The sequence below is a fragment of the Ancylobacter dichloromethanicus genome (assembly GCF_018390645.1).
GTDB lineage: Bacteria > Pseudomonadota > Alphaproteobacteria > Rhizobiales > Xanthobacteraceae > Ancylobacter > Ancylobacter dichloromethanicus.
In genome coordinates, this window is sequence record NZ_JAHBGC010000007.1 from 27,217 (window position 1) to 46,164 (window position 18,948).

At 64.8% G+C, this 18,948-nt stretch carries 23 protein-coding genes; 13 read left to right on the forward strand and 10 right to left on the reverse strand.

Annotated features, from left to right (window positions below):
- Nucleotides 1-9: 9 nt before the first annotated feature.
- The 3 genes from KHC23_RS24290 to KHC23_RS04355 all read left to right on the forward strand — a co-directional run bounded on the left by KHC23_RS24290 (nucleotide 10) and on the right by KHC23_RS04355 (nucleotide 1,875).
- Nucleotides 10-195 carry a response regulator gene (locus tag KHC23_RS24290; protein WP_246544197.1) on the forward strand — a complete coding sequence of 62 codons (186 nt, stop codon included), beginning with the start codon at nucleotides 10-12 and terminating at the stop codon, nucleotides 193-195.
- A 156-nt stretch (nucleotides 196-351) separates the two neighbouring features.
- On the forward strand, nucleotides 352-597 hold the full coding sequence (locus tag KHC23_RS04350) for a PCC domain-containing protein (RefSeq protein ID WP_213369908.1): 246 nt from the start codon (nucleotides 352-354) through the stop codon (nucleotides 595-597).
- A 243-nt stretch (nucleotides 598-840) separates the two neighbouring features.
- Nucleotides 841-1,875 carry an AI-2E family transporter gene (locus KHC23_RS04355; RefSeq protein WP_213369910.1) on the forward strand — a complete coding sequence of 345 codons (1,035 nt, stop codon included), beginning with the start codon at nucleotides 841-843 and terminating at the stop codon, nucleotides 1,873-1,875.
- Nucleotides 1,876-2,127: 252 nt separating this feature from the next.
- Here KHC23_RS04355 and KHC23_RS04360 read toward each other — a convergent pair whose 3' ends face one another.
- Entirely contained in the window at nucleotides 2,128-3,123 is a 996-nt protein-coding gene (locus KHC23_RS04360) for a sensor histidine kinase (protein ID WP_213369911.1), read from the reverse strand.
- 286 nt (nucleotides 3,124-3,409) lie between these two features.
- Between KHC23_RS04360 and katE the strand changes: the two genes are divergently transcribed.
- Genes katE through KHC23_RS04380 form a run of 4 tightly spaced genes read left to right on the forward strand, consistent with a single transcriptional unit; the run spans nucleotide 3,410 to nucleotide 7,733 of the window.
- Complete coding sequence (katE, locus tag KHC23_RS04365) at nucleotides 3,410-5,521, forward strand: catalase (RefSeq protein WP_213369914.1); 2,112 nt, start codon at nucleotides 3,410-3,412, stop codon at nucleotides 5,519-5,521.
- A 13-nt stretch (nucleotides 5,522-5,534) separates the two neighbouring features.
- Nucleotides 5,535-6,143 (forward strand): cysteine hydrolase family protein, encoded by a 609-nt coding sequence (locus KHC23_RS04370; protein ID WP_246544200.1) that lies wholly within the window; start codon nucleotides 5,535-5,537, stop codon nucleotides 6,141-6,143.
- Between the two features lie 19 nt (nucleotides 6,144-6,162).
- Nucleotides 6,163-6,795, forward strand: coding sequence for a DUF6766 family protein (locus tag KHC23_RS04375; protein ID WP_213369916.1), 633 nt, complete (start codon nucleotides 6,163-6,165; stop codon nucleotides 6,793-6,795).
- 44 nt (nucleotides 6,796-6,839) lie between these two features.
- Nucleotides 6,840-7,733: an SDR family oxidoreductase gene (locus KHC23_RS04380; protein ID WP_213369918.1), complete on the forward strand. Its 894-nt coding sequence runs from the start codon at nucleotides 6,840-6,842 to the stop codon at nucleotides 7,731-7,733.
- A gap of 54 nt (nucleotides 7,734-7,787) precedes the next feature.
- On the opposite strand, the gene KHC23_RS24295 is transcribed toward KHC23_RS04380, so the two are convergent.
- From KHC23_RS24295 to KHC23_RS04400, 4 genes are all read right to left on the reverse strand, one after another.
- Entirely contained in the window at nucleotides 7,788-7,937 is a 150-nt protein-coding gene (locus KHC23_RS24295) for a KTSC domain-containing protein (RefSeq protein WP_271188744.1), read from the reverse strand.
- 266 nt (nucleotides 7,938-8,203) lie between these two features.
- On the reverse strand, nucleotides 8,204-9,355 hold the full coding sequence (locus KHC23_RS04390; protein WP_213369920.1) for an extracellular catalytic domain type 1 short-chain-length polyhydroxyalkanoate depolymerase: 1,152 nt from the start codon (nucleotides 9,353-9,355) through the stop codon (nucleotides 8,204-8,206).
- A gap of 143 nt (nucleotides 9,356-9,498) precedes the next feature.
- A complete protein-coding gene (locus KHC23_RS04395; protein WP_213369921.1) occupies nucleotides 9,499-10,422 on the reverse strand; it encodes a hypothetical protein in 924 nt (307 codons plus the stop codon).
- Between the two features lie 159 nt (nucleotides 10,423-10,581).
- Complete coding sequence (locus KHC23_RS04400; RefSeq protein WP_213369923.1) at nucleotides 10,582-11,079, reverse strand: YciE/YciF ferroxidase family protein; 498 nt, start codon at nucleotides 11,077-11,079, stop codon at nucleotides 10,582-10,584.
- A gap of 630 nt (nucleotides 11,080-11,709) precedes the next feature.
- Between KHC23_RS04400 and KHC23_RS04405 the strand changes: the two genes are divergently transcribed.
- The 6 genes from KHC23_RS04405 (at nucleotide 11,710) to KHC23_RS04435 (ending at nucleotide 15,577) form a co-directional block, all read left to right on the forward strand.
- Nucleotides 11,710-11,934, forward strand: coding sequence for a hypothetical protein (locus tag KHC23_RS04405; protein ID WP_213369925.1), 225 nt, complete (start codon nucleotides 11,710-11,712; stop codon nucleotides 11,932-11,934).
- A gap of 21 nt (nucleotides 11,935-11,955) precedes the next feature.
- Nucleotides 11,956-12,477, forward strand: coding sequence for a hypothetical protein (locus KHC23_RS24850; RefSeq protein WP_373878542.1), 522 nt, complete (start codon nucleotides 11,956-11,958; stop codon nucleotides 12,475-12,477).
- A 57-nt stretch (nucleotides 12,478-12,534) separates the two neighbouring features.
- Nucleotides 12,535-13,182 carry a flavodoxin family protein gene (locus KHC23_RS04420; protein WP_309299205.1) on the forward strand — a complete coding sequence of 216 codons (648 nt, stop codon included), beginning with the start codon at nucleotides 12,535-12,537 and terminating at the stop codon, nucleotides 13,180-13,182.
- A gap of 67 nt (nucleotides 13,183-13,249) precedes the next feature.
- Entirely contained in the window at nucleotides 13,250-13,777 is a 528-nt protein-coding gene (locus KHC23_RS04425; RefSeq protein WP_213369928.1) for a DUF4142 domain-containing protein, read from the forward strand.
- 28 nt (nucleotides 13,778-13,805) lie between these two features.
- Nucleotides 13,806-15,098 carry an SDR family oxidoreductase gene (locus tag KHC23_RS04430; RefSeq protein ID WP_213369930.1) on the forward strand — a complete coding sequence of 431 codons (1,293 nt, stop codon included), beginning with the start codon at nucleotides 13,806-13,808 and terminating at the stop codon, nucleotides 15,096-15,098.
- Entirely contained in the window at nucleotides 15,098-15,577 is a 480-nt protein-coding gene (locus KHC23_RS04435; RefSeq protein ID WP_213369932.1) for a DUF2269 family protein, read from the forward strand. The genes KHC23_RS04430 and KHC23_RS04435 overlap by 1 nt, the downstream gene beginning before the upstream one ends.
- Here KHC23_RS04435 and KHC23_RS04440 read toward each other — a convergent pair.
- The 5 genes from KHC23_RS04440 to KHC23_RS04460 are packed head-to-tail and all read right to left on the reverse strand — an operon-like array spanning nucleotide 15,574 to nucleotide 18,858.
- Complete coding sequence (locus tag KHC23_RS04440) at nucleotides 15,574-15,897, reverse strand: hypothetical protein (protein WP_246544202.1); 324 nt, start codon at nucleotides 15,895-15,897, stop codon at nucleotides 15,574-15,576. The genes KHC23_RS04435 and KHC23_RS04440 overlap by 4 nt on opposite strands.
- Nucleotides 15,894-16,400: a hypothetical protein gene (locus KHC23_RS04445; protein ID WP_213369934.1), complete on the reverse strand. Its 507-nt coding sequence runs from the start codon at nucleotides 16,398-16,400 to the stop codon at nucleotides 15,894-15,896. The genes KHC23_RS04440 and KHC23_RS04445 overlap by 4 nt, the downstream gene beginning before the upstream one ends.
- Complete coding sequence (locus tag KHC23_RS04450; protein WP_213369936.1) at nucleotides 16,397-16,855, reverse strand: hypothetical protein; 459 nt, start codon at nucleotides 16,853-16,855, stop codon at nucleotides 16,397-16,399. Before KHC23_RS04450 ends, KHC23_RS04445 begins: the two co-directional genes overlap by 4 nt.
- Nucleotides 16,856-16,883: 28 nt before the next feature.
- Complete coding sequence (locus KHC23_RS04455) at nucleotides 16,884-17,678, reverse strand: SDR family NAD(P)-dependent oxidoreductase (RefSeq protein WP_213369938.1); 795 nt, start codon at nucleotides 17,676-17,678, stop codon at nucleotides 16,884-16,886.
- 10 nt (nucleotides 17,679-17,688) lie between these two features.
- Nucleotides 17,689-18,858 carry a zinc-dependent alcohol dehydrogenase gene (locus KHC23_RS04460; RefSeq protein WP_213369940.1) on the reverse strand — a complete coding sequence of 390 codons (1,170 nt, stop codon included), beginning with the start codon at nucleotides 18,856-18,858 and terminating at the stop codon, nucleotides 17,689-17,691.
- Nucleotides 18,859-18,948: the final 90 nt, after the last annotated feature.

The window sequence follows — 18,948 nt, forward strand, 5'->3', positions numbered from 1 at the left end:
TGCTTAGCCGTGACCACCGCCGCCGCGGTCGAGCAGGCAATCGCGCTCATTGACAGTCAGGCGTACGATCTGGCCATGCTGGACATGAACCTCAATGGCAGCAAGACTTATTCCGTCGCCGATTCCGTCGCCGACGCGCTCGCCATGCGTGGTGTGCCTTTCGTCTTCTCGACCGGCTATAGCGATCGCGCGTGAGAGACGGCTATCGCAACCGCCCGGTGCTGAAGAAGCCCTTCACAGAGGAGGAACTGCCCAAGATGCTCAAGCGCATTCTGCCTCGCTGATTGACGGGCGCCACGCCTCGCGAGGCGACGCTGGACGGCATCACCCCAACAATCGTGTGAGGGATTCATGGCTGAGGCCACGCGTTACATCGCTACCCCTGCCGGCTTTTTGGTGGTCCTGCGCGAAGGCGACGACGTCTTCGCCCGATTGGACGAACTCGTGGGCCACGAAGCCATCCCCGCGGCCGTCATCTGCGGCTTTGGTTTCGTGCGCAAGGCGACCTTCGGATTCTTCGACTTTCAGACCAAGCAATATCGGCCGAAGACGATCACCGACCTCGACCTCACAAACCTGACCGGGAGCCTGGCTTAGAAGGAGGGCACACCGTCCGCGCACCTCCATCGAACGGCGGCGGACGACACCTTCCGCACCTTCGGCGGGCATCTTCTGGCACTCAAGGTGGGTCGCGGCTCGCCGCGGACCGCAAACATCAGGGCGCTCGATCAGCGAACGCCGCGCCCAACGTCAGCGACCCACCTGAAACCCACCAACTTGCCAGCGTGGGCTTGGGATTGTGAAGTAGGCCCAAGGACCACGCGTTCGGGGCAGGGCAGCATGCGCAGCGTTGAACAAAATGCCTTCCTCGCGATGATCGTGGCGATATCGCTGGCGTTCGCCTGGATCCTCTGGCCGTTCTACGGTGCGGTTCTATGGGGAACCATTATCGCTGTTCTGTTCGCGCCACTCTACCGGCGGCTGGTGCGGTTGCTGGGAGGGCGTCGTAACCTTGCCGCCTTCGTCACGGTCTTCATCATCGTAACGATCCTGATTCTACCGGTGACGCTTGTCGAGTCGGGAGAGATCGATTTCGGCCGGTTCTTTCGGCAGGTGCGGGCCGTCTTGCCTGGATGGGCAACCGATCTGCTGGATCACTTCGGCGTCGCGAGCCTCGAAGCGTTGCAGGAAAAGCTCTCCGCCGGCCTTGTCACGGGCAGCCAGTACATTGCGACCCAGGCCCTCGATATCGGTCAGAGCACGTTCGACTTCGTCGTGAACCTGTTCGTCATGCTGTATCTGTTGTTCTTCCTGCTCCGCGACGAAGCGGCGCTCTCCAGGCGTATCCGGGATGCCATCCCTTTGCTCGCCGAACACAAGCAGGACTTCCTCAGCAAGTTCACGATCGTCATCCGTGCCACGGTCAAGGGCGACCTGCTTGTCGCTCTTCTGCAAGGAACGCTCGGGGGTCTGATATTCTGGTTCCTCGGGATTAGCGCTCCGCTGCTATGGGGCGTGGTAATGGCCTTCTTTTCATTGCTGCCGGCGATCGGCGCAGGCCTGATCTGGGCGCCGGTTGCTATTTATCTCCTGGCGAGCGGAGCCGTCTGGCAGGGCGCCGTCTTGGTCGCATTCGGTGCCCTCGTCATCGGGCTCGTCGACAACTTCCTGCGGCCGATCCTGGTGGGCAAAGATACAAAGTTGCCGGACTACGTCGTGCTCATCTCGACACTGGGCGGCATCGCCACATTCGGTCTCAACGGATTTGTTGTTGGCCCGGTCATTGCCGCCATGTTTATGGCGGCCTGGGATATATTCACGACGTCAAGGAAAAACATCGACGGCGACGGGACCGGGCGTTCCGAGGAAGTTTGAAGGCTCGGCGCAGCGATCCGGCGACTGCGAATTTGCGTTTGCCCTTCAATTCCCGCCAGTTTGGATATCCGTACCACCAAGCGTTGGCTCGCCTTCCCCGTCGTTCTGGACCGCCGTCATCCCTACTCGAAACGATGGATCGTTGATACCGTGCGGTTCTGCGAGAAACTCATGACGACTCTACGCTAATCGCGGAACGTTTTGTGGCGGACCGGCGCAACGGGGCGCGAGCGTTTCGCCTCGCGCTCACTCCTAGGCAGTCAGCTTCGATGCCTTTAGTATCAAGGTGACGATCACGCCCTCTACCGACCAGTTGTAGTCGATCGAGCCGCCGAGTTGACCGGAGATGCTACGGACCACAAGACGGCTGCCGTAGCCTACGGCACCATTCGGCGGCTCGACGGCGGGCCCGCCGCGTTCCGTCCAGACGATCTTCACGTCCTCCTCATCCAGGCTACCCGAAACGTCCAGCGTTCCCTCCTCGGCGGAGAGCGCTCCGTATTTCAACGAGTTCGTTGCGAGTTCATGGATCACCAGCGCCAGCGTCGTCGCCGCGGTCTCGCCGACGCCCATTCGAGGAACCGCAACGCGGATACGCCCGCTGAAGGCGCCGGAAACCTCATAGGGGGAGAGTAGTACCGCCAGCAGGTCCCCCAGCAGCGCCGCTTGGCCCTGATGTCCGGGAAGCGGCCGAACCAGGTCATGGGCCCGACCGAGGGCGGTTAGGCGACCCGTCAGCTCGGTCGCCATCTCCTTCGCCGTCGTCGACGAACGCGCCGAGAGCTGGGTTAGTCCAGCGGCAATGGCCAGCAGGTTCTTGACACGATGGCTCATCTCGCCGGCGAGCAGCTCGTGGCCTTCCTCGGCCTGCTTGCGGCCGGTAACGTCGAGGAAGACCCCGTACATCAGCCGGTTGTGCAGCCCCGAATCGTTGCCAAGCCCGCGAGCGGAAATCCATCGGATCTCGTCGCCGATCATGATGCGAAAGTCGATTTCGTAAGAACCGACAATGCCTCGCGTGGCAGTGAAGGCGGCTCTTACACGGTCGCGGTCGGCCGGGTGAATATGGGCCGACAGGTCCTCAAATTTCACCTCGTCGTTTTGCGGCACGCCCCAGAGCAAAAACGCCTGTTCGTCCATTGCGAGCTGGTCGTTATCTACGTTCCACGACCAGAGCGCGACGCCGGCCGCACGGATGGCCCGGCGGAGGCTGTCGGCGTCCCACGCCAGAGGATTGCTCGTCGGCATTGATAAAACCCAAGACGCTCGCGGCAGCAGCAATCCCAATGATTATCGGACAAGAGTGTTATCTGCCACGTCCCGCCCGATGATTTCTATCGCATCAGGTACGTTGGCTTGCATCAAAGTCCGCGCCCTCTTCGAAGCCCTCGCGAGCCGTGGCGGCGAGGACTGGCGCCCGCCCACATTCCCGAAGGCTTTGGACCGCCGCGCGCAACGAAAGCCGACCCACAAGGTTAGTGAGGCGGTGCGGGGTCAGCCCGGCACGGAGCACACGCCGAGGGAGCGCACGCGGATGGCACGGAAACCCAAGGGAACGTCAGGTTCAACCGCGAGGGTCCACGATCAGACGTTGATCCGCGGCAATGGTGGCGAACTGCACCAGCTGGCCGAGGGCGACACGCCGGTGATGACCACGGCCCAGGGTGGCCCGGTCGCCGACGACCAGAACACGCTCAAGGTCGGCCCGCGCGGCCCGGCGCTGATCGAGGACTTCCACTTCCGCGAGAAGATCTTCCATTTCGATCATGAGCGCATTCCCGAGCGCGTCGTTCATGCGCGCGGCTATGGCGCGCACGGCTATTTCGAAACCTATGAATCGCTGGCGAAATACACCCGCGCCGACCTGTTCCAGCGCGCCGGCGAGAAGACGCCCGCCTTCGTGCGGTTCTCCACCGTCGCTGGCTCCGAAGGTTCGGCCGACCTTGCGCGCGACGTGCGTGGCTTCGCGGTGAAGATTTACACCAAAGAGGGCAATTGGGACCTCGTCGGCAACAACATCCCGGTGTTCTTCATCCAGGACGCCATCAAGTTTCCCGACGTCATCCACTCGGTGAAGCCGGAGCCCGACCGCGCCTTCCCGCAGGCGGCCTCGGCGCACGACAATTTCTGGGACTTCATCTCGCTGACCCCGGAATCCATGCACATGATCATGTGGGTCATGTCGGACCGGGCGATCCCGCGCTCCTTCCGCTTCATGGAAGGTTTCGGCGTCCACACGTTCCGCCTGCTGGACGCCAAGGACGAATCCACCTTCGTCAAGTTCATCTGGAAGCCGAAGCTCGGCCTGCAGTCGGTAGTGTGGAACGAGGCGGTGAAGATCAACGGCGCCGACCCGGACTTCCATCGCCGCGACCTGTGGGATGCCATCCAGTCCGGCAATTTCCCGGAATGGGAGCTCAACGTGCAGCTGTTCGACCAGACCTTCGCCGACAGCTTCGACTTCGACGTGCTCGACCCGACCAAGCTGATCCCGGAGGAGATCCTCAAGCCGATCCCGATCGGCCGGCTGGTGCTGGACCGCATGCCGGACAATTTCTTCGCCGAGACCGAGCAGGTCGCGTTCATGACGCAGAACGTGCCGCCCGGCATCGACTTCTCCAACGATCCGCTGCTGCAGGGGCGCAACTTCTCCTATCTCGACACCCAGCTGAAGCGGCTCGGCAGCCCGAACTTCACCCATATCCCGATCAACGCGCCGAAATGCCCGTTCGCGCATTTCCAGCAGGACGGGCACATGGCGATGCGCAACCCGGTCGGGCGCACCAACTACCAGCCCAATTCGCGCGGCGAGGGCCCGCGCGAGGATCCCGCACGCGGCTTCCGCTCGTTCGCTGAGCAGATCGACGCGCCGAAGGTTCGCCTGCGGGCCGAGAGCTTCGCCGACCATTACAGCCAGGCGCGGCAGTTCTTCAACAGCCAGACCGTGCCGGAGCAGAAGCACATCGCCATGGCTCTGACCTTCGAGCTCAGCAAGGTCGAGGCGCCGGTGATCCGCGAGCGGATGGTGGCGCATCTGCTCAACATTGACGAGGCGCTCGGCGCCACCGTGGCCGACAAGCTCGGCATGGAGAAATTGCCGAAGCCCGCCGACGCCGCGGTGACGCCGCGCGACGACCTGCCGGCCTCCCCGGCCCTCAGCATCATCCAGAACGGCCCGGCGAGCTTCAAGGGCCGCAAGGTGGGCGTGCTGGCGAGCAATGGCTGCGATGGCAAGCTGCTGAAGGCGCTGCAAGTCGCCATCGAGAAGGAAGGGGCGGTGATGGAGCTCGTCGCGCCGAAGGTCGGCGGCGTCGAGACCGCGGACGGCACCAAGGTCGCCGCCAAGCACATGATCGACGGCGGCCCTTCGGTGCTGTTCGACGCCGTTGTGTTGCTGCTCTCGCAGGAAGGGGCGGAGCGGCTGACCGGCGAGGCCGCCGCGCGCGACTTCGTGGCAGACGCCTTTGCGCACTGCAAGTTCATCGGTTTCACCTCCGCCGCCGTGCCGCTACTGGCCAAGACCGGCGTCGCTCCCGATGCCGATGAGGGGTTGATCGCGCTCGAAGGGCCGACGTCGGCGGCAAAATTCGTCGAGAGCTGCCGCAAGCTGCGCCTGTGGGCGCGCGAGGCAGCCGTCAAGCTCTGAGGAGGCGTATGGGATGGCAGCCCGGGGACTCGTCCACGGACCGCTCGGCGACACGTGCCTGCATCTGTGCGTCGACATGCAGCGCCTGTTCGGCCCGGACTATCCGTGGGCGGTCCCCTGGCTGGAACGGGTACTGCCGGCAATCGAGGCGCTGTGCGGCCATCGTCCGGAGCGGACCGTGTTCACCAGGTTCATCCCGGCCGCGCGGCCGGGCGAGGGTCGCGGCGCCTGGGCGCGCTACTACCGCCGCTGGGCATCCGCCACGCTCGAGGAGATCGGCGCGGATGCCGACCGGCTGGTGCCGGCGCTGGAACGCTTCGTCCCGCCGGCGAGGGTGGTCGACAAGCAGGTCTATTCGCCCTGGATGGAAGGCCGGCTCGACGCGCTGCTGGCGCAGTCGGAGGTCGAGGCGATCGTCATCACCGGCGGCGAAACCGATGTCTGCGTGCTCGCCACCGCGCTCGGCGCCATCGACCGGGGCTTCCGGGTCATCCTCGTCGCGGATGCCCTCTGCAGTTCGTCCGACGAGACCCACGACGCGCTGATGGAACTCTACCTCACCCGCTTCAGCGAGCAGATCGAAGTGGCGAGCACCGAGGAAGTGCTCGACGGCTGGCGCTAGCCCCGGAGACCAGGCACCGATGCAAAACTTCCTGCGCAACAACGGACTGACGCTGGCCTTGTGCCTGACGTTCCTCGTCTCCGTCGCGGGCATGGTGCTCACCGGCCAGGCCGCTTTCAACAAGGAACTCATCGACCATGGACAGCCGGACATCGGGTTGGCCGCCTATGTCAGCACGGGCGAATTCCTGTCCGCGCTGTTCGAGAACTGGGAGAGCGAGTTCCTGCAGATGGCGGCCTACGTCGTGCTGACCGCCATGCTGTTCCAGCGCGGCTCGTCGGAATCGCGCGATCCCGATGAGCCCTACAGGCCCGATGACGAGCTGCCGTGGCGCGCCCGTCATAAGCTGGCGGCATGGCTCTATGCGCACTCGCTCGGCCTCGCCCTGGCACTGCTGTTCGTCGCTTCGTTCCTGCTGCACTGGTGGTTCAGCATGACCGCCGCCAATGCCGAGGCGCTCCGCCACGGCAGCGAGGTCCAGACGTGGGGCAGCTACCTGCTCGATCCGCAGTTGTGGTTCGAGTCGTTCCAGAACTGGCAGTCGGAATTCCTGTCGACCGCCGTTCTCGTCGTGCTGTCGATCTTCCTGCGCCATCAGGGCTCGCCGGAATCCAAGCCCGTCGCCGCCGCCAATGCGCAGACCGGCGATTGAGCCGGCGCCGTCACGTCGGCGACCTATTAAGTGGAGAAGCCACCATGCCTGATCGTCTGAAAATGCAGGACCCGCGCACGCTGTATCCGGGCCCGCCCTTTCCCGAGCAGCCGCAGCCCATGCCGGGCCTCGCCCGCAAGATGGACCCAGTGCCCGACCATGGCGAGGAGAGCTATCGCGGGTCCGGCAAGCTGGAAGGGCGCAAGGCGCTCATTACCGGCGGCGATTCCGGCATAGGGCGGGCGGTCGCCATCGCCTTCGCACGCGAGGGAGCGGATGTCGCCATCTCCTATCTTCCCGACGAAGAGGCCGATGCGAAGCAGGTCATCGCCCTCATCGAGGCCGAAGGGCGCAAGGCACTCGCGCTTCCCGGCGACATCACCGACGAATCCTGGTGCCGGGAAATGGTGGAAAAGGCCGTGTCGGGTCTTGGCGGCCTGGACATCCTTGTCATCAACGCCGCGAGGCAGCAGTTCCGCGAGACGATCGACGAGCTGTCGACGGAAGATTTCGACCGGACGATGAAGACCAACCTCTATGCGCTGCACTGGATCACCAAAGCAGCCGTTCCACATCTGCCGGCGGGTGCTTCCGTCATCACCACCGCCTCGATCCAGGCCTACCAGCCCTCGGCCATCCTGCTCGACTATGCGACGACCAAAGCGGGCATCGTCGCCTACACCAAGGCGCTGGCGAAGCAGCTCATCAAGAAGGGCATCCGCGCCAATGCGGTCGCGCCCGGCCCGTTCTGGACGGCGTTGCAGCCGAGCGGCGGCCAGCCGGACGAGAAGGTGGAGAATTTCGGCAAGGACAGCGATTTCGGCCGCCCGGGACAGCCGGTCGAACTGGCGCCCGTCTATGTGCTGCTCGCCTCGCAGGAGGCCAGCTTCATCAACGGCGAAGTCTATGGCGTCACCGGCGGCAAGGGCATCGCCTGACGTCCTTGGTGAGTGCAGCGAAGCGGCTGGCGCGCTGAACGAGGACGTCGACCACTAGCGCTGCACTATCCGGCGGTATGGAAAGCGATCGCGGATAAACTGGTTGAAATAGCTTCCCTTCGAGATCGCGGCTCTATAAGCCGCATAAGTCTCTGGAGGGACATTGCGGTAGTCGTAGCGTCGCCCGCTCTGTCGGAACCACACCGATAGCGTCCGTGTGGCCTCATCATAGTGGTTCGCTCAATTACCGTCGACGGCATGCCTTGCCCCCAGTCCGGCGCATCCATCAGCGCAATCCGAGTTCCGGTCGTCTCGTGCCGCACAACAGGAGGCGGCGATCGGATCTCCCTTGCTTTCCTGCTTTGCAGATGTGGCCTTTGAGTTGTCGTCTCGTGGCAGGCTGGGCGCCGGGCTCGGAAAACAGGCACCTATATGATAGCGGCGCCTGTCTATCCCGCTGCTCGTCGCCGTCAGCGCATCAACCCCGCGGTTCGAAGCGCATCCTCGATGATTTTCTTCACGCCGATTTCACCGGATGCCGGAGGTCTCGGGCGCGAGGCCGGCGCATCGATCGCGGGCGCGCCCTTTTTCACGCCAGCGGGCGACGGCAGTTCCACGAGCTTGCCTTGTACAGCGGCCGGAGCAGAGCACGTGACAGCATCCTCGCCGGCCTCTGAAATACCCCAGAATTTGACGATCTCCCGGGTGGAAGAGATGCCAACCTCCAGCATATAGGGACCTGGAACGCCGAGGCCATCGCCCAGCGGTGTGCCATGGCCCATGGCGGCGATTGTGTTCAACTCGATCACGGTCTCGCCCGCTTCATTGCACCAGCTGTGCCTGGCGCGAACGCCCAGCACCTCCGAGCGCGTCGGCGTCTCATCGAGCCGGTGGACGCTGCGCCATTGCGCGGCGATGTCCTCGGCGTTGGAAGGGGCGACGGTGTGGTCGGCCGATCCCTGCCAGATGGCGATCCTCGGCCATGGCCCCGCATGGGTGGAGGCTTCACGCAGAAGCGCCCACAATTCCTCATCGGACGCAGCGGTCTGGCCCCGCATGCAGTCGAACGCCTCCGGCACCGTGCTCGCCCGCCCATAAGCGAGGCCGGCAATGATGGCACCGCCAGCGAAGACTTCCGGGTAGGTCGCCAGCATGACCGAGGCCATCGCACCGCCGGCCGAGAGGCCGGTGATGAAGACCCTATCCCGGTCTATGCCGTGGGCCACTGTCATCGCCTCGATCATCTGGCGGATCGACAGCGCCTCGCCGACATCTCGCCGCCTGTCGGCCGGTCGAAACCAATTGAAACACAGATTGGAATTGTTGCCGTGATGCTGTTCCGGATAGAGCAGCGCAAAGCCGACGTGATCAGCCAACTTCGACCATCCGGCATGGTGGTCGTAACTGGCCGCGCTCTGCGCGCAGCCATGCAGCACGACCACGAGGGGCGCACCATCTGCAAGCTTGGCCGGGAGATAGAAACGTGACTTCAAGCCGCCGGGGTTAGATCCGAAATCGGAGAGCGTGGTGAGGCGGTCGGGTACGCCGGCCCCGGGGAAATGTGCACCCTGTGGCCCACGAAAAGCAGCGAGACGGGCGATCGTATCCGACATTGTCTTCAATGGAGACATCCTTGTTGGGACGCCCGGGGTGGACGACCATGTGCCTCAACGCACTTGCAACGAAATCGTTGCTGCACTGCACAACAACAAGGGCGAACTGGGAAGAATGTGTAGAGCGGCCGGACTAGCCGGCCGCCCTTGGTTCAGCGGCGTTCGCCGAGATAGAGGGTTTCCTCGTCGTCGCGCTCCCGGCCGCCCAGAGCAGCAGCCACGCAGGCGATGAAGGCCCCGATCATCAGGGAGAGCGCTCCAAGCAGCGCGAAGGTGGCGCCGGCCTTGCGGGCCGCATCGGCCGCCTGTTGCGCCTTGACCTTGGCGTCGTTGACCTGGGCGAGCACGGCATCGACCCGCGCCGTCGCATCCGCCTGGGACAGGCCGGTACGGGCAGCGACGAGCTGGCCGAGATAGGTCTTGTCGCCGGGGGAGACTTCACCGGCTGCGGCGCTGGCGATCAGGATGCGCGAGGCCTGCGCGGCCGCGGCGGCATTGCCTTCCGCACCGGGCGCAGCGAGCTGAGCGGGATCGGAGGGGCGGAAGAGGGCGTCGACGAAGTAGGACGTCGCGTCCGAGCTGCCGCCGCCGGATCCGGCATTAGCGGTTGCGCCGGCCGAAGCCCCGAGCGCCGCACCGGACGCCACGGTCGAGGCAGCCTGGACACCGGTGCCGATGGCTCCGGACAGGGCCGAGCCAAGCACCGAAACCACCAGCAGCGTTGCCACCGCCCAGGCCATGAAACCATGTGCGGTGTCGCGGAAGAAAGTCTCGTCGGTAGCGATGCCGACCCATTTGGTGCGAAGCCGCCCGGTCAGATAGCCGCCAACGCCCGAGGATAGCCATTGAACAATGACCAGCCAGATTGCCGTGGAGACGGCAAAGGTGGTGACGCTGGCGCCATCGTTGGACCAGGGGGAGACAATGGTTAGTCCGAGGCCGGAGCCCAGCAGCATGAGCACGAAGGTGAGCGTCGCGGCGGCGAAGGCGCCGGCGATGATCGGTCCCCAGCTCACAGCCGAGGAGGTGGATTCGACGGGGGCGGCGACGTCGGTCGCCGAATGGATCGATGCCATGATGTCCTCCTATCGCATGAACAGCGCGAGGAGGATGATGATCGGGATGGGAACGCCCAGCAGCCAGAGTAGAATGCCACGGCCCATGATGGCCTCCTCTCGATAGATGGAATCCTGAAACGAAACAGCCACCGCGGGGGAGCCGGGTGACTGTCTGAATCAGGCGGCTTTTGCCATTGCGTTGGCGGATGTGTCCGCCAGGCTTGTGAGCGCCTTGTCGGTCATGGATTCTTCCTTCAGCGTGGCGTCGAGCAGCGTCACCGCGTCCTTCAGGCCGAGCACCTGCGCCCAGCGCTTCAGCGTGCCGTAGCGCGTGATCTCGTAGTGCTCGACCGCCTGCGCCGACGAGATGAGGCCGGCGTCGATCGCGGGTGTGCCCTTGAAGCTTTCGATGATTTCCTCGCCTTCGGCGACGATGCCCTCGATGGCGTCGCAGGTCTTGGCCTGGGGGCGCTTGCCCATCAGCTCGAACACCTGTTGCAGGCGCTCGACATGGCCTTCGGTCTCGTCCTTGTGCTTCTCGAACGCGGCCTTCAGCTCAGGCGATGAGGCGGCACGTGCCATTTTGGGAAGAGTCTTCAGAATCTTCCGCTCGGCGTAATAGATGTCCTTGAGCGTGTCGTGGAAGAGATCTTCCAGCGTTTTTTCCTTAACCATGGGAGTTGTCCTCTGGTGCGCACATTGGCGCTACTTTTCACGGGGTCGTGAAGAAGCTCATCCAATAAGCGACTCCTAGGGCCAAAGGTTCCTTGGAAGTCACAACGCAGGCGCTGCACCAACAATAACCTACCGGGCCACCACAATTACTTGCCCTGGTCGAGCACCGGTATATCCGCAATTGCTCTCAGCGCTCTCCGTCGCAGGTAGCCCTGTATTCGATGACGCGCATCGCCCCCCAAGCGGCACCGGGGAGGTGCACCCGCGAACCGAAGTCGGGGCGAGCGTTACATCTGACGATTCCTGCCTAGAAGTCGCGCGACGAGAGGGACGCAATTGAGCCGCATCTTCATCGTCGGAGCCACCGGCCTAATCGGATCGGCCGTCGTGGTCGACATCGTCGCTACGGGGCACGATGTGGCCGCCCGGCACGTCCAGGCGGCGTCTTGTCGGGCCTCTCCTGCAGGCGGTACTGCAAGGGCAACCGATCAGACGGCCAACGTCCCGAAGCTTATAGGAGCGCCGAGCACGACAGCTCGAGGTGGCGGGTCCCTTTCGGCGAAGCGGCGTGGTCGGAGAGCTCGGCGTCCCGGAACTATCTGGCCGCATGGTGGTTGGCCGCACGGAGGAATGACGATGCAGATCGGAGCTTTTGACGATACTCCTCTCAGCGATCACGAATGGGACGCTCTGCTGGCCATCGGCGTCGGGGACGAGACGCTGCCGCTCGATCTGGCATCGCTGAGCCGACTTGAGGAGCGCGGGCTGATTGTCCACCGCGACATATCATATGATCTCACGACTGACGGCCGCGCCCTTTACGACCAGCGCTGGCCGAGTTCCCAGGCCTCGTAGTCACCGCTCGCCATCACCGGCATGCAGTTCCACGACCTGATCGAAACCTCCACCGAGGGGCCGGTGCTGATCGAGGCGGTTGTCGACGCCGCGGAACCGATGATGCCGCCCAAGATGCCGCCGGACTATGCGGAGAACTTCCGCAAGGCGCTGCCGAAAACGCCCGGACATGAGCAGATCGAGGCGGGCGATCGCCGAGGAGCCGCTGAAGACCATGATCGAGGCGAGGCCCGGATGACTGAGCGTTGGGATATAGAGCTGTCTGAGCCGCTCACCTTCCGCAGGGATGGCGAGGAGCGGACGCTTCGCACCATGGACGACACGCGAGGCCTGCTGTCGGCGCACGAGCCGAGCGAGCGCGAGCGCGAGCTGTGCCAGGCGGCGGTGACAGCGGTGACCAAGGCAGCCGATTCCGGTCACCCATCCGATCGTGAGATGGCGACCGAGCAGATGCGGGTCCTGCTCCGCTTCCTTGCTGGCTCTAGCCCGCTGCGCCCCTTTTACCCGAGGAGGCCGACATGGCGCTTTCCGTCATCGCGTTGAACTGCACTCAAGCGAGGCGAGGCGCCGTCTTCCACCGAGAAGCTGCTACGCGAGGCATTGGCTGAATTCGGCAAGCTCGGCGCTGCCGGCGAACTCGTCCGCGTCGCCGATCTCGACATCAAACCGGGCGTGAACTCAGACGAGAGCGAAGGCGACGAATGGCCGGCGTTGCGCAGGCGCATTCTGGCCGCCGACATCCTCCTCATCGGCACGCCCATCTGGCTCGGCCAGCCTTCCAGCGTTGCGAAACGGGTGCTGGAGTGGATGGACGCCTTTCTCAGCGAGGGCGACGAACGTGGCCGCATGCCGTCCTTCGGCAAGGTCGCGGCGGTGGCGGTGGTCGGCAATGAGGACGGCGCCCATCACTGTCATGCCGAGCTGTTCCAGGCGCTCAACGACGTCGGCTTCAGGCTTGCGCCGGGAGCCGGCACCTATTGGGTGAGCGAGGCGATCGGCTCGGTCGATTATCAGGACCTGGAACAACCGGCGGAGAAGACACGCCAGCAGACCGCCTCGCTCGCGGTCAGTACGGTGCACATCGCCGGCCGCTCAAGGTTTCCGGCTATCCCGGCATGGAGCAGGGCTGACTCCGAGCTCAAACGATGCGGTATAGTCTTATTCTGTCTGGTGTATCTGGGTAATCATCGGGTTATTCCGCCTCGAATTTCTTGGATCATCGGAACATTGATGCCTGCGCGCCATTAATCCGCGAGCGCCGCGATAACTCGCAACACATCGGGCTGCGGCATCATCGAACCGATGGAGAAAGACGATGAAGACGCTTCATGTCGTGGCCGCGCTTCTCATCGCGGCGACGCCCGCCGCCGCCCAGTCGATTGGCGAGAAGACCGGCGTCAATTCCGTGCTCGGCATCAGCCCTTCGACGCAGGATTTCGTCACCGAAGCCGCCGTCAGCGACATCTTCGAGATCCAGTCGAGCGAGCTCGTCCTCCAGCGCGGCGACGAGCCGACCAAGGCTTTTGCGACGCAGATGATCGCCGCGCACCAGAAGACCACGCAGGAACTGAAGGGTCTCCTGGTGAGCGCCAACGTCCAGGTCACCGCGCCGGCGGTGCTGGACAGCTCGCACCAAGGCAAGCTCGACGACCTGAAGAAGCTGCAGGGCAGCGAGTTCATCGATCAGTACCAGGAGGACCAGGTCGACGCGCACAAGGCCGCTGTCTCATTGTTCGAGCGCTATGCCAAGGAAGGCGACAATCCGGCGCTGAAGGACTGGGCCAGCAAGACGCTGCCCGAACTGAAGCATCATCTCGAAATGGCGCAGAAGCTGGCGGATTGATCATTCGGCGGCCTGATGGCAGGTCGCCATGAGCCGCATACTCGTGATCGGCGCGACCGGTCTCATTGGCGCGCATGTCGCGGCGTCACTCGCGGCCGCCGGCCATGAGGTGACCGGCGCCGCGCGCGATGTCGGCTCGGCATCCCGCCGGATGTCACTGGTGCGCTGGCTGCCGGTCGATGTCGCCCGGACATCGACGCAGACCTGGCGCGGCCATCTCGCCGGTATTGACGCCGTGGTGAACTGCGCCGGCGCGCTGCAGAGCGGCCCCATGGATGACCTCGCCGGGACCCACGAGCGGGGCCCGAGGGCCCTGGTGGCGGCCTGCGAGGCGACGGGCGTGCGTCGGTTCATTCATTTCTCGGCTATGGGCGTCGACGTGGCTACGCCGACGGAGTTCTCGCGCAGCAAATTGGCAGGCGACACGGCACTGATGGCCAGTGACCTCGATTGGATCATCCTGCGCCCCTCCGTCGTGCTCGGCGACGCGGCCTATGGCGCCAGCGCACTCATTCGCGGCCTCGCAATCCTGCCCGTGCTGCCGGTGATGCCGGACACCGCGGAACTGCAACCGGTCAGTCTTGCGGATGTGGTCGCTACGGTCGCTTTCTTCACAAGGCCGGATGCTCCCGTCCGGCTTGCCTTACCGTTGGCCGGTCCGGACCGCCTCACCTTCACGGCATTGGTCGGGCTTTACCGTCGCTGGCTCGGCGACCCACCGGCGACGGAGTTCTCCCTGCCCGGCTGGCTTGCCATGCCGCTCTATCGCTCCGGCGACCTCACCGGCTGGCTCGGCTGGCGCCCGCCCGTCCGCTCGACCGCACGGCGCGAGATCGCCCGCGGCGCCGTCGGCGACAATAGGCAGTGGACGACGCTCACGGGCATCCAGCCGCAATCGGTTGAAGCCATGCTGAATGCCCGGCCTGCGTCGGTGCAGGAGAGATGGTTCGCCGGCCTCTATCTTCTGAAGCCCGTGGTCCTGGTGAGCCTTGCGCTGTTCTGGATCGGCTCGGGCCTCGCCTCTCTCGGACCGGGCTACGCGTCCGGCATCACACTGATGGAGCAAGGCGGCGCCGGCGCGCTGGCCGCGATCGCCGTCATCGGCGGCGGGCTTGCCGACCTCCTCGTCGGAGCCGGCATCGCGGTTCGGCGCACAGCGCGTCTGGCGCTCGTCGCCGGCATCATCGTCTCACTGTTCTACGCGCTTGCCGGCACCATCCTCACCCCCTGGCTCTGGCTCGATCCGCTGGCGCCCCTGCTGAAGATAGCGCCCGTGCTCTGCCTTCACCTGGTGGCGCTCGCCACACTGCGGGATCGGTGATGACCTATTTCATCCTGAAGTTCCTGCATCTCATTGGCGCCGTCGTGCTGATCGGCACGGGCGCCGGCATCGCCTTCTTCATGGTGATGGCGCACTTCACCGGCAACGCGACCAAGATCGCCGGAGTGGCGCGTATCGTGGTGAGGGCGGATTTCCTGTTCACGGCGACCGCGGTCGTCGCCCAACCGATCACCGGGATGCTGCTGGCGCGCGAAGTCGGGTACCCGCTGACCGAAGGATGGATCGTGCTGTCGATCATCCTCTATCTCGTGATCGGCGCCTTCTGGCTGCCGGTCGTCGTCATGCAAATGCGCATGCGCGATCTGGCGGAAGCGGCGGAGGCCGCTGGTACGCCGCTTCCCCCAGCCTATCACCGGCTGTTCTGGACTTGGTTCGCTTTCGGTTTCCCCGCCTTCGGCGCCATCCTCGGTATATTGTGGCTCATGATCGCCAGACCGGAATTCGCCCTTTCGGGCTAGAGATCCAGCGGGCCGTCCGGAGCGGGCGATGCCGCCAGCGGCCGCTCGTCCCGCTTGCGGCCGATGCCGGCAGCTATCGCCGCGTAATCGAGCGCCTCCCCCTCGCGCTCCATGGCGCGCCGCAGGAAGCGAATGGGGAAGCGGATCGCCTCGATATTGGCGTCGCTCAGCCCTGGGGCGCGGGCGGAAGCTCCCTTTTCAGCGCATGCCAGCGCGTCGGTGATCTCGTCACCCGTCAGCAGGCCCCTGCGCTTGAGCGCCTCGCACAGCGCGGCCAGCGCCAGCAGCAAGCCTTCCATCTGCAGGTTCGCGGTGTTCATCCGATGTCCTCCACGCGGTCTTCCAACACAGGCCGACGGCTCTTCGACCTGGAGAAGCTTTGCACTTTCGCCTCTTCGAGCTCGCGCAAGCCGGCCGCGAGGCTCGCTCCCCACGCCAGATGCGCCGCGAGCATCAGCCCGTTGCGGCGGGCCGGGTGCTCCGTGCCGAAGCGCAGGATGCGCGCGGCCGGTATCCAGCCGAGATAGCTCGCCGCCCACACGGCGACGCCGAAGACGGAGCCGACTGCCATGCCGCGGCGCCGGAACAGGCCGGCGTACAACGCTCCGGCCGCCCCACCATAGAGGAAATGATAAAGCAGCGTCGCCGCCGCGGGACTCAGGCCGAGCCGCGGCAGATCTTCGCTGATCTCGCGCGGCGGCAAGGGATAGCGCTCCGGCGCAGGCAGCTGCCCGTGCAGACGCCTCATGACCAAGGTCATCGGAAGGGTCGCCGCGAAACCGGCCAGCGCCCCGAGCATCAGGCGGTCCAGCGACCGCGTCATCGCCTGTCGTCCTGCCCGCGTCGCCTCAGACAGGTCGCCGACAGCGCAACCGCCATGACGACATAAGCGATGGCGATCGAGCGCGGCGTGACGACCTTCTCCCAGCCGGGAGTCAGCCGCTTGGGGACCACACCATAGTCGACGAGCGCGGCAAGCGCCGACACGGCGATCGCATTGCCGAGCGGCGCGCTGTTCGGGCGATACCGACGCACGGCCTCGAATATCACGGCCCAGAAGACCGAGGCCGCGTGATGGGTCGCGAAGCCCCCAAGCGTGTGGGAGAGGTCGAACGCGCGCGAACGGCCCGCGCGTTCGCCGAGATACCAATGGCTTGCCGAGTTCACCGGCTGGACCGGATGGCGCCCCTCGGCTCGGGCCAGCAGGGCAAGCGCGGCCGTGGTGGCGAGGCTGACCGCGCTGCCGGACACCAGCGCCTTTGCGAGAACCGGAAGCATCGCGCTATTCTCCCTTTCAGGGTGGCTTTCACTGCTTGCCGGAACCGGGTTCGGCCATCTTGCGGTGCTGCTCGGCGAGCATGCCGGCGGGCATGACGTTGGCGGCGGCGGTCTGCAGCTTGTTCTTCCAGCCGCTCACGACATCGCCTTCGCCCTTCATCATCGCGTCGAAGCCGGTGGCAGCGACCTCGGCAGGGTCATCCTTCTCGTCCTGACCGACCTTGGTGTCGAGCATGCCGGCCCGGGCGAAGAACTCGGTGTCGGTGGCGCCGGGCATCAGGCAGGTCACGGTGACGTCCGTGTCCTTCAATTCATTGCGCAGCGCGAAGGAGAAGGAATTCAGGAATGCCTTGGTGCCGTTATAGACCGCCTGGAACGAGCCGGGCATGAAGCCGGCGATCGATCCTGTGATGAGGATGCGCCCGGTATTGCGCGCGCGCATGTCGAGGCCGATCTTCTGGATCAGATAGACGGTGCCGGTGATGTTAGTGTCGACAACGTGGCGCCAAGCCTCGACATGCTGATCGAGGAAGGCGTGACCAAGGCCGAGACCGGCATTTGCCATCAGCAACTCCACCGGCCGGCCTGTCGCTTGGACGGCCTCATAAAGTTGGTCTACGCCCTCGATGGTCGAGAGATTCGCCTGGACCGCCACGACCGCAGCGCCCTGCTGCTGCAGCTGCCGCGCCGTCTCCTCGATGCGCGCCTCGTCGGCGGCGATGACGAGATCATAGCCGCGCTCGGCGGCGATGCGGGCCAGTTCGCGCCCGATCCCGGTGGACGCACCGGTGACGACGGCGAGTGGTTTGGACACATAAGCCATGGGTGTCTCCTCAGGGTTTGAGAACGACCTTGATGCAGCCGTCGTGCTTGTCGCGGAATGTCTTGTAGAGCTCGGGGCCATCCTCCAGCGAGGCGCGGTGGGTGATGACGAAGGAGGGGTCGATCTCGCCCTTCTGGATGCGATCGAGCAGCGTCGGCAGATAATGCTGCACCGGCGTCTGAGCCATGCGGAACGTCAGGCCGCGATTGATCGCCGAGCCCATCGGCACCTTGTCGAGGAAGCCGCCATAGACGCCGACGATGGAGACCGTGCCGAAGTTGCGGCAGCAATGGATGGCCTGCCGCAGCACATGCGGCCGGTCCGTCCCCATGAACAGGGCGGTCTTCACCCGGTCGAGCATGGAGTCGGCGCTCGCCGTTGCGTCCGCTTCGGTGCCGACCGCGTCGATGCACGCATCCGCGCCTCGGCCCTTGGTCAGCTCCATGATGCGGTCGTAGATATCCTCTTCCATGAAATCGAGGGTCATGGCGCCACCCGCCTGGGCGAGCGCCAGGCGCTCGGGAACCGTATCGATGGCGATCACCCGTTCGGCGCCGAGCAGGAAGGCCGAACGTATCGCCATCTGGCCGATCGGGCCGCACCCCCAGATCGCGATGGTGTCGCCGGGCTGGATGTTGCAGAAGTCCGCCGCCATGTAGCCGGTGGGGAAGATGTCGGAGAGGAACAGCACCTGCTCGTCGGTCAGCCCGTCCGGGACTTTGATCGGGCCGACATCGGCGTAGGGCACGCGCAGATATTCCGCTTGGCCTCCTGCATATCCGCCCAGAAGGTGCGAATAGCCGAACAGGCCACCGGGGGAATTGCCCCAGAGCTTGGCAGCCTTGGCGTGATCGGGGTTCGTCCGCTCGCAGCCGGAATAGAAACCGCGCGTGCAGAAGAAGCACTCCCCGCAGGAGATGGTGAACGGCACCACCACACGGTCGCCGACCTTTAGCTTGGTGTTCTCGGCACCGACCTCGACCACCTCGCCCATGGTCTCATGGCCGAGCACATCCCCACTCTCCATCCCGGGAATGATGCCGCCATAGATATGCAGGTCGGAGCCACAAATCGCACAGGCGGTGACCTTGATGATGGCGTCGCGGCCGTGTTCGATCTTGGGGTCCGGCACGCTCTCGCAGCGTATGTCGCCCTTGCCGTGCCAGGTCAGCGCTTTCATTGGAAGGCTCCTCGGGATTGGACGTTCTCATCACAATCCGCGTGACCTGAGACCCTTTTCTCCTCCGGCTTAGGCGAGAGTCCGAGGGTT

Bases quoted from the DNA above. Each gene is read 5' to 3' on its own strand.
- KHC23_RS04380 (WP_213369918.1), top strand. From the start codon at position 6,840: ATGCCTGATCGTCTGAAAATGCAGGACCCGCGCACGCTGTATCCGGGC.
- KHC23_RS04400 (WP_213369923.1), bottom strand. From the start codon at position 11,079: ATGGTTAAGGAAAAAACGCTGGAAGATCTCTTCCACGACACGCTCAAG.
- KHC23_RS04370 (WP_246544200.1), top strand. From the start codon at position 5,535: ATGGCAGCCCGGGGACTCGTCCACGGACCGCTCGGCGACACGTGCCTG.
- katE (WP_213369914.1), top strand. From the start codon at position 3,410: ATGGCACGGAAACCCAAGGGAACGTCAGGTTCAACCGCGAGGGTCCAC.
- KHC23_RS04460 (WP_213369940.1), bottom strand. From the start codon at position 18,858: ATGAAAGCGCTGACCTGGCACGGCAAGGGCGACATACGCTGCGAGAGC.
- KHC23_RS24850 (WP_373878542.1), top strand. From the start codon at position 11,956: ATGCAGTTCCACGACCTGATCGAAACCTCCACCGAGGGGCCGGTGCTG.
- KHC23_RS04360 (WP_213369911.1), bottom strand. From the start codon at position 3,123: ATGCCGACGAGCAATCCTCTGGCGTGGGACGCCGACAGCCTCCGCCGG.
- KHC23_RS04450 (WP_213369936.1), bottom strand. From the start codon at position 16,855: ATGCTTCCGGTTCTCGCAAAGGCGCTGGTGTCCGGCAGCGCGGTCAGC.
- KHC23_RS04435 (WP_213369932.1), top strand. From the start codon at position 15,098: ATGACCTATTTCATCCTGAAGTTCCTGCATCTCATTGGCGCCGTCGTG.
- KHC23_RS04395 (WP_213369921.1), bottom strand. From the start codon at position 10,422: ATGGCATCGATCCATTCGGCGACCGACGTCGCCGCCCCCGTCGAATCC.
- KHC23_RS04430 (WP_213369930.1), top strand. From the start codon at position 13,806: ATGAGCCGCATACTCGTGATCGGCGCGACCGGTCTCATTGGCGCGCAT.
- KHC23_RS04405 (WP_213369925.1), top strand. From the start codon at position 11,710: ATGACGATGCAGATCGGAGCTTTTGACGATACTCCTCTCAGCGATCAC.
- KHC23_RS04355 (WP_213369910.1), top strand. From the start codon at position 841: ATGCGCAGCGTTGAACAAAATGCCTTCCTCGCGATGATCGTGGCGATA.
- KHC23_RS04425 (WP_213369928.1), top strand. From the start codon at position 13,250: ATGAAGACGCTTCATGTCGTGGCCGCGCTTCTCATCGCGGCGACGCCC.
- KHC23_RS04375 (WP_213369916.1), top strand. From the start codon at position 6,163: ATGCAAAACTTCCTGCGCAACAACGGACTGACGCTGGCCTTGTGCCTG.
- KHC23_RS04455 (WP_213369938.1), bottom strand. From the start codon at position 17,678: ATGGCTTATGTGTCCAAACCACTCGCCGTCGTCACCGGTGCGTCCACC.
- KHC23_RS04350 (WP_213369908.1), top strand. From the start codon at position 352: ATGGCTGAGGCCACGCGTTACATCGCTACCCCTGCCGGCTTTTTGGTG.
- KHC23_RS04440 (WP_246544202.1), bottom strand. From the start codon at position 15,897: ATGAACACCGCGAACCTGCAGATGGAAGGCTTGCTGCTGGCGCTGGCC.
- KHC23_RS04445 (WP_213369934.1), bottom strand. From the start codon at position 16,400: ATGACGCGGTCGCTGGACCGCCTGATGCTCGGGGCGCTGGCCGGTTTC.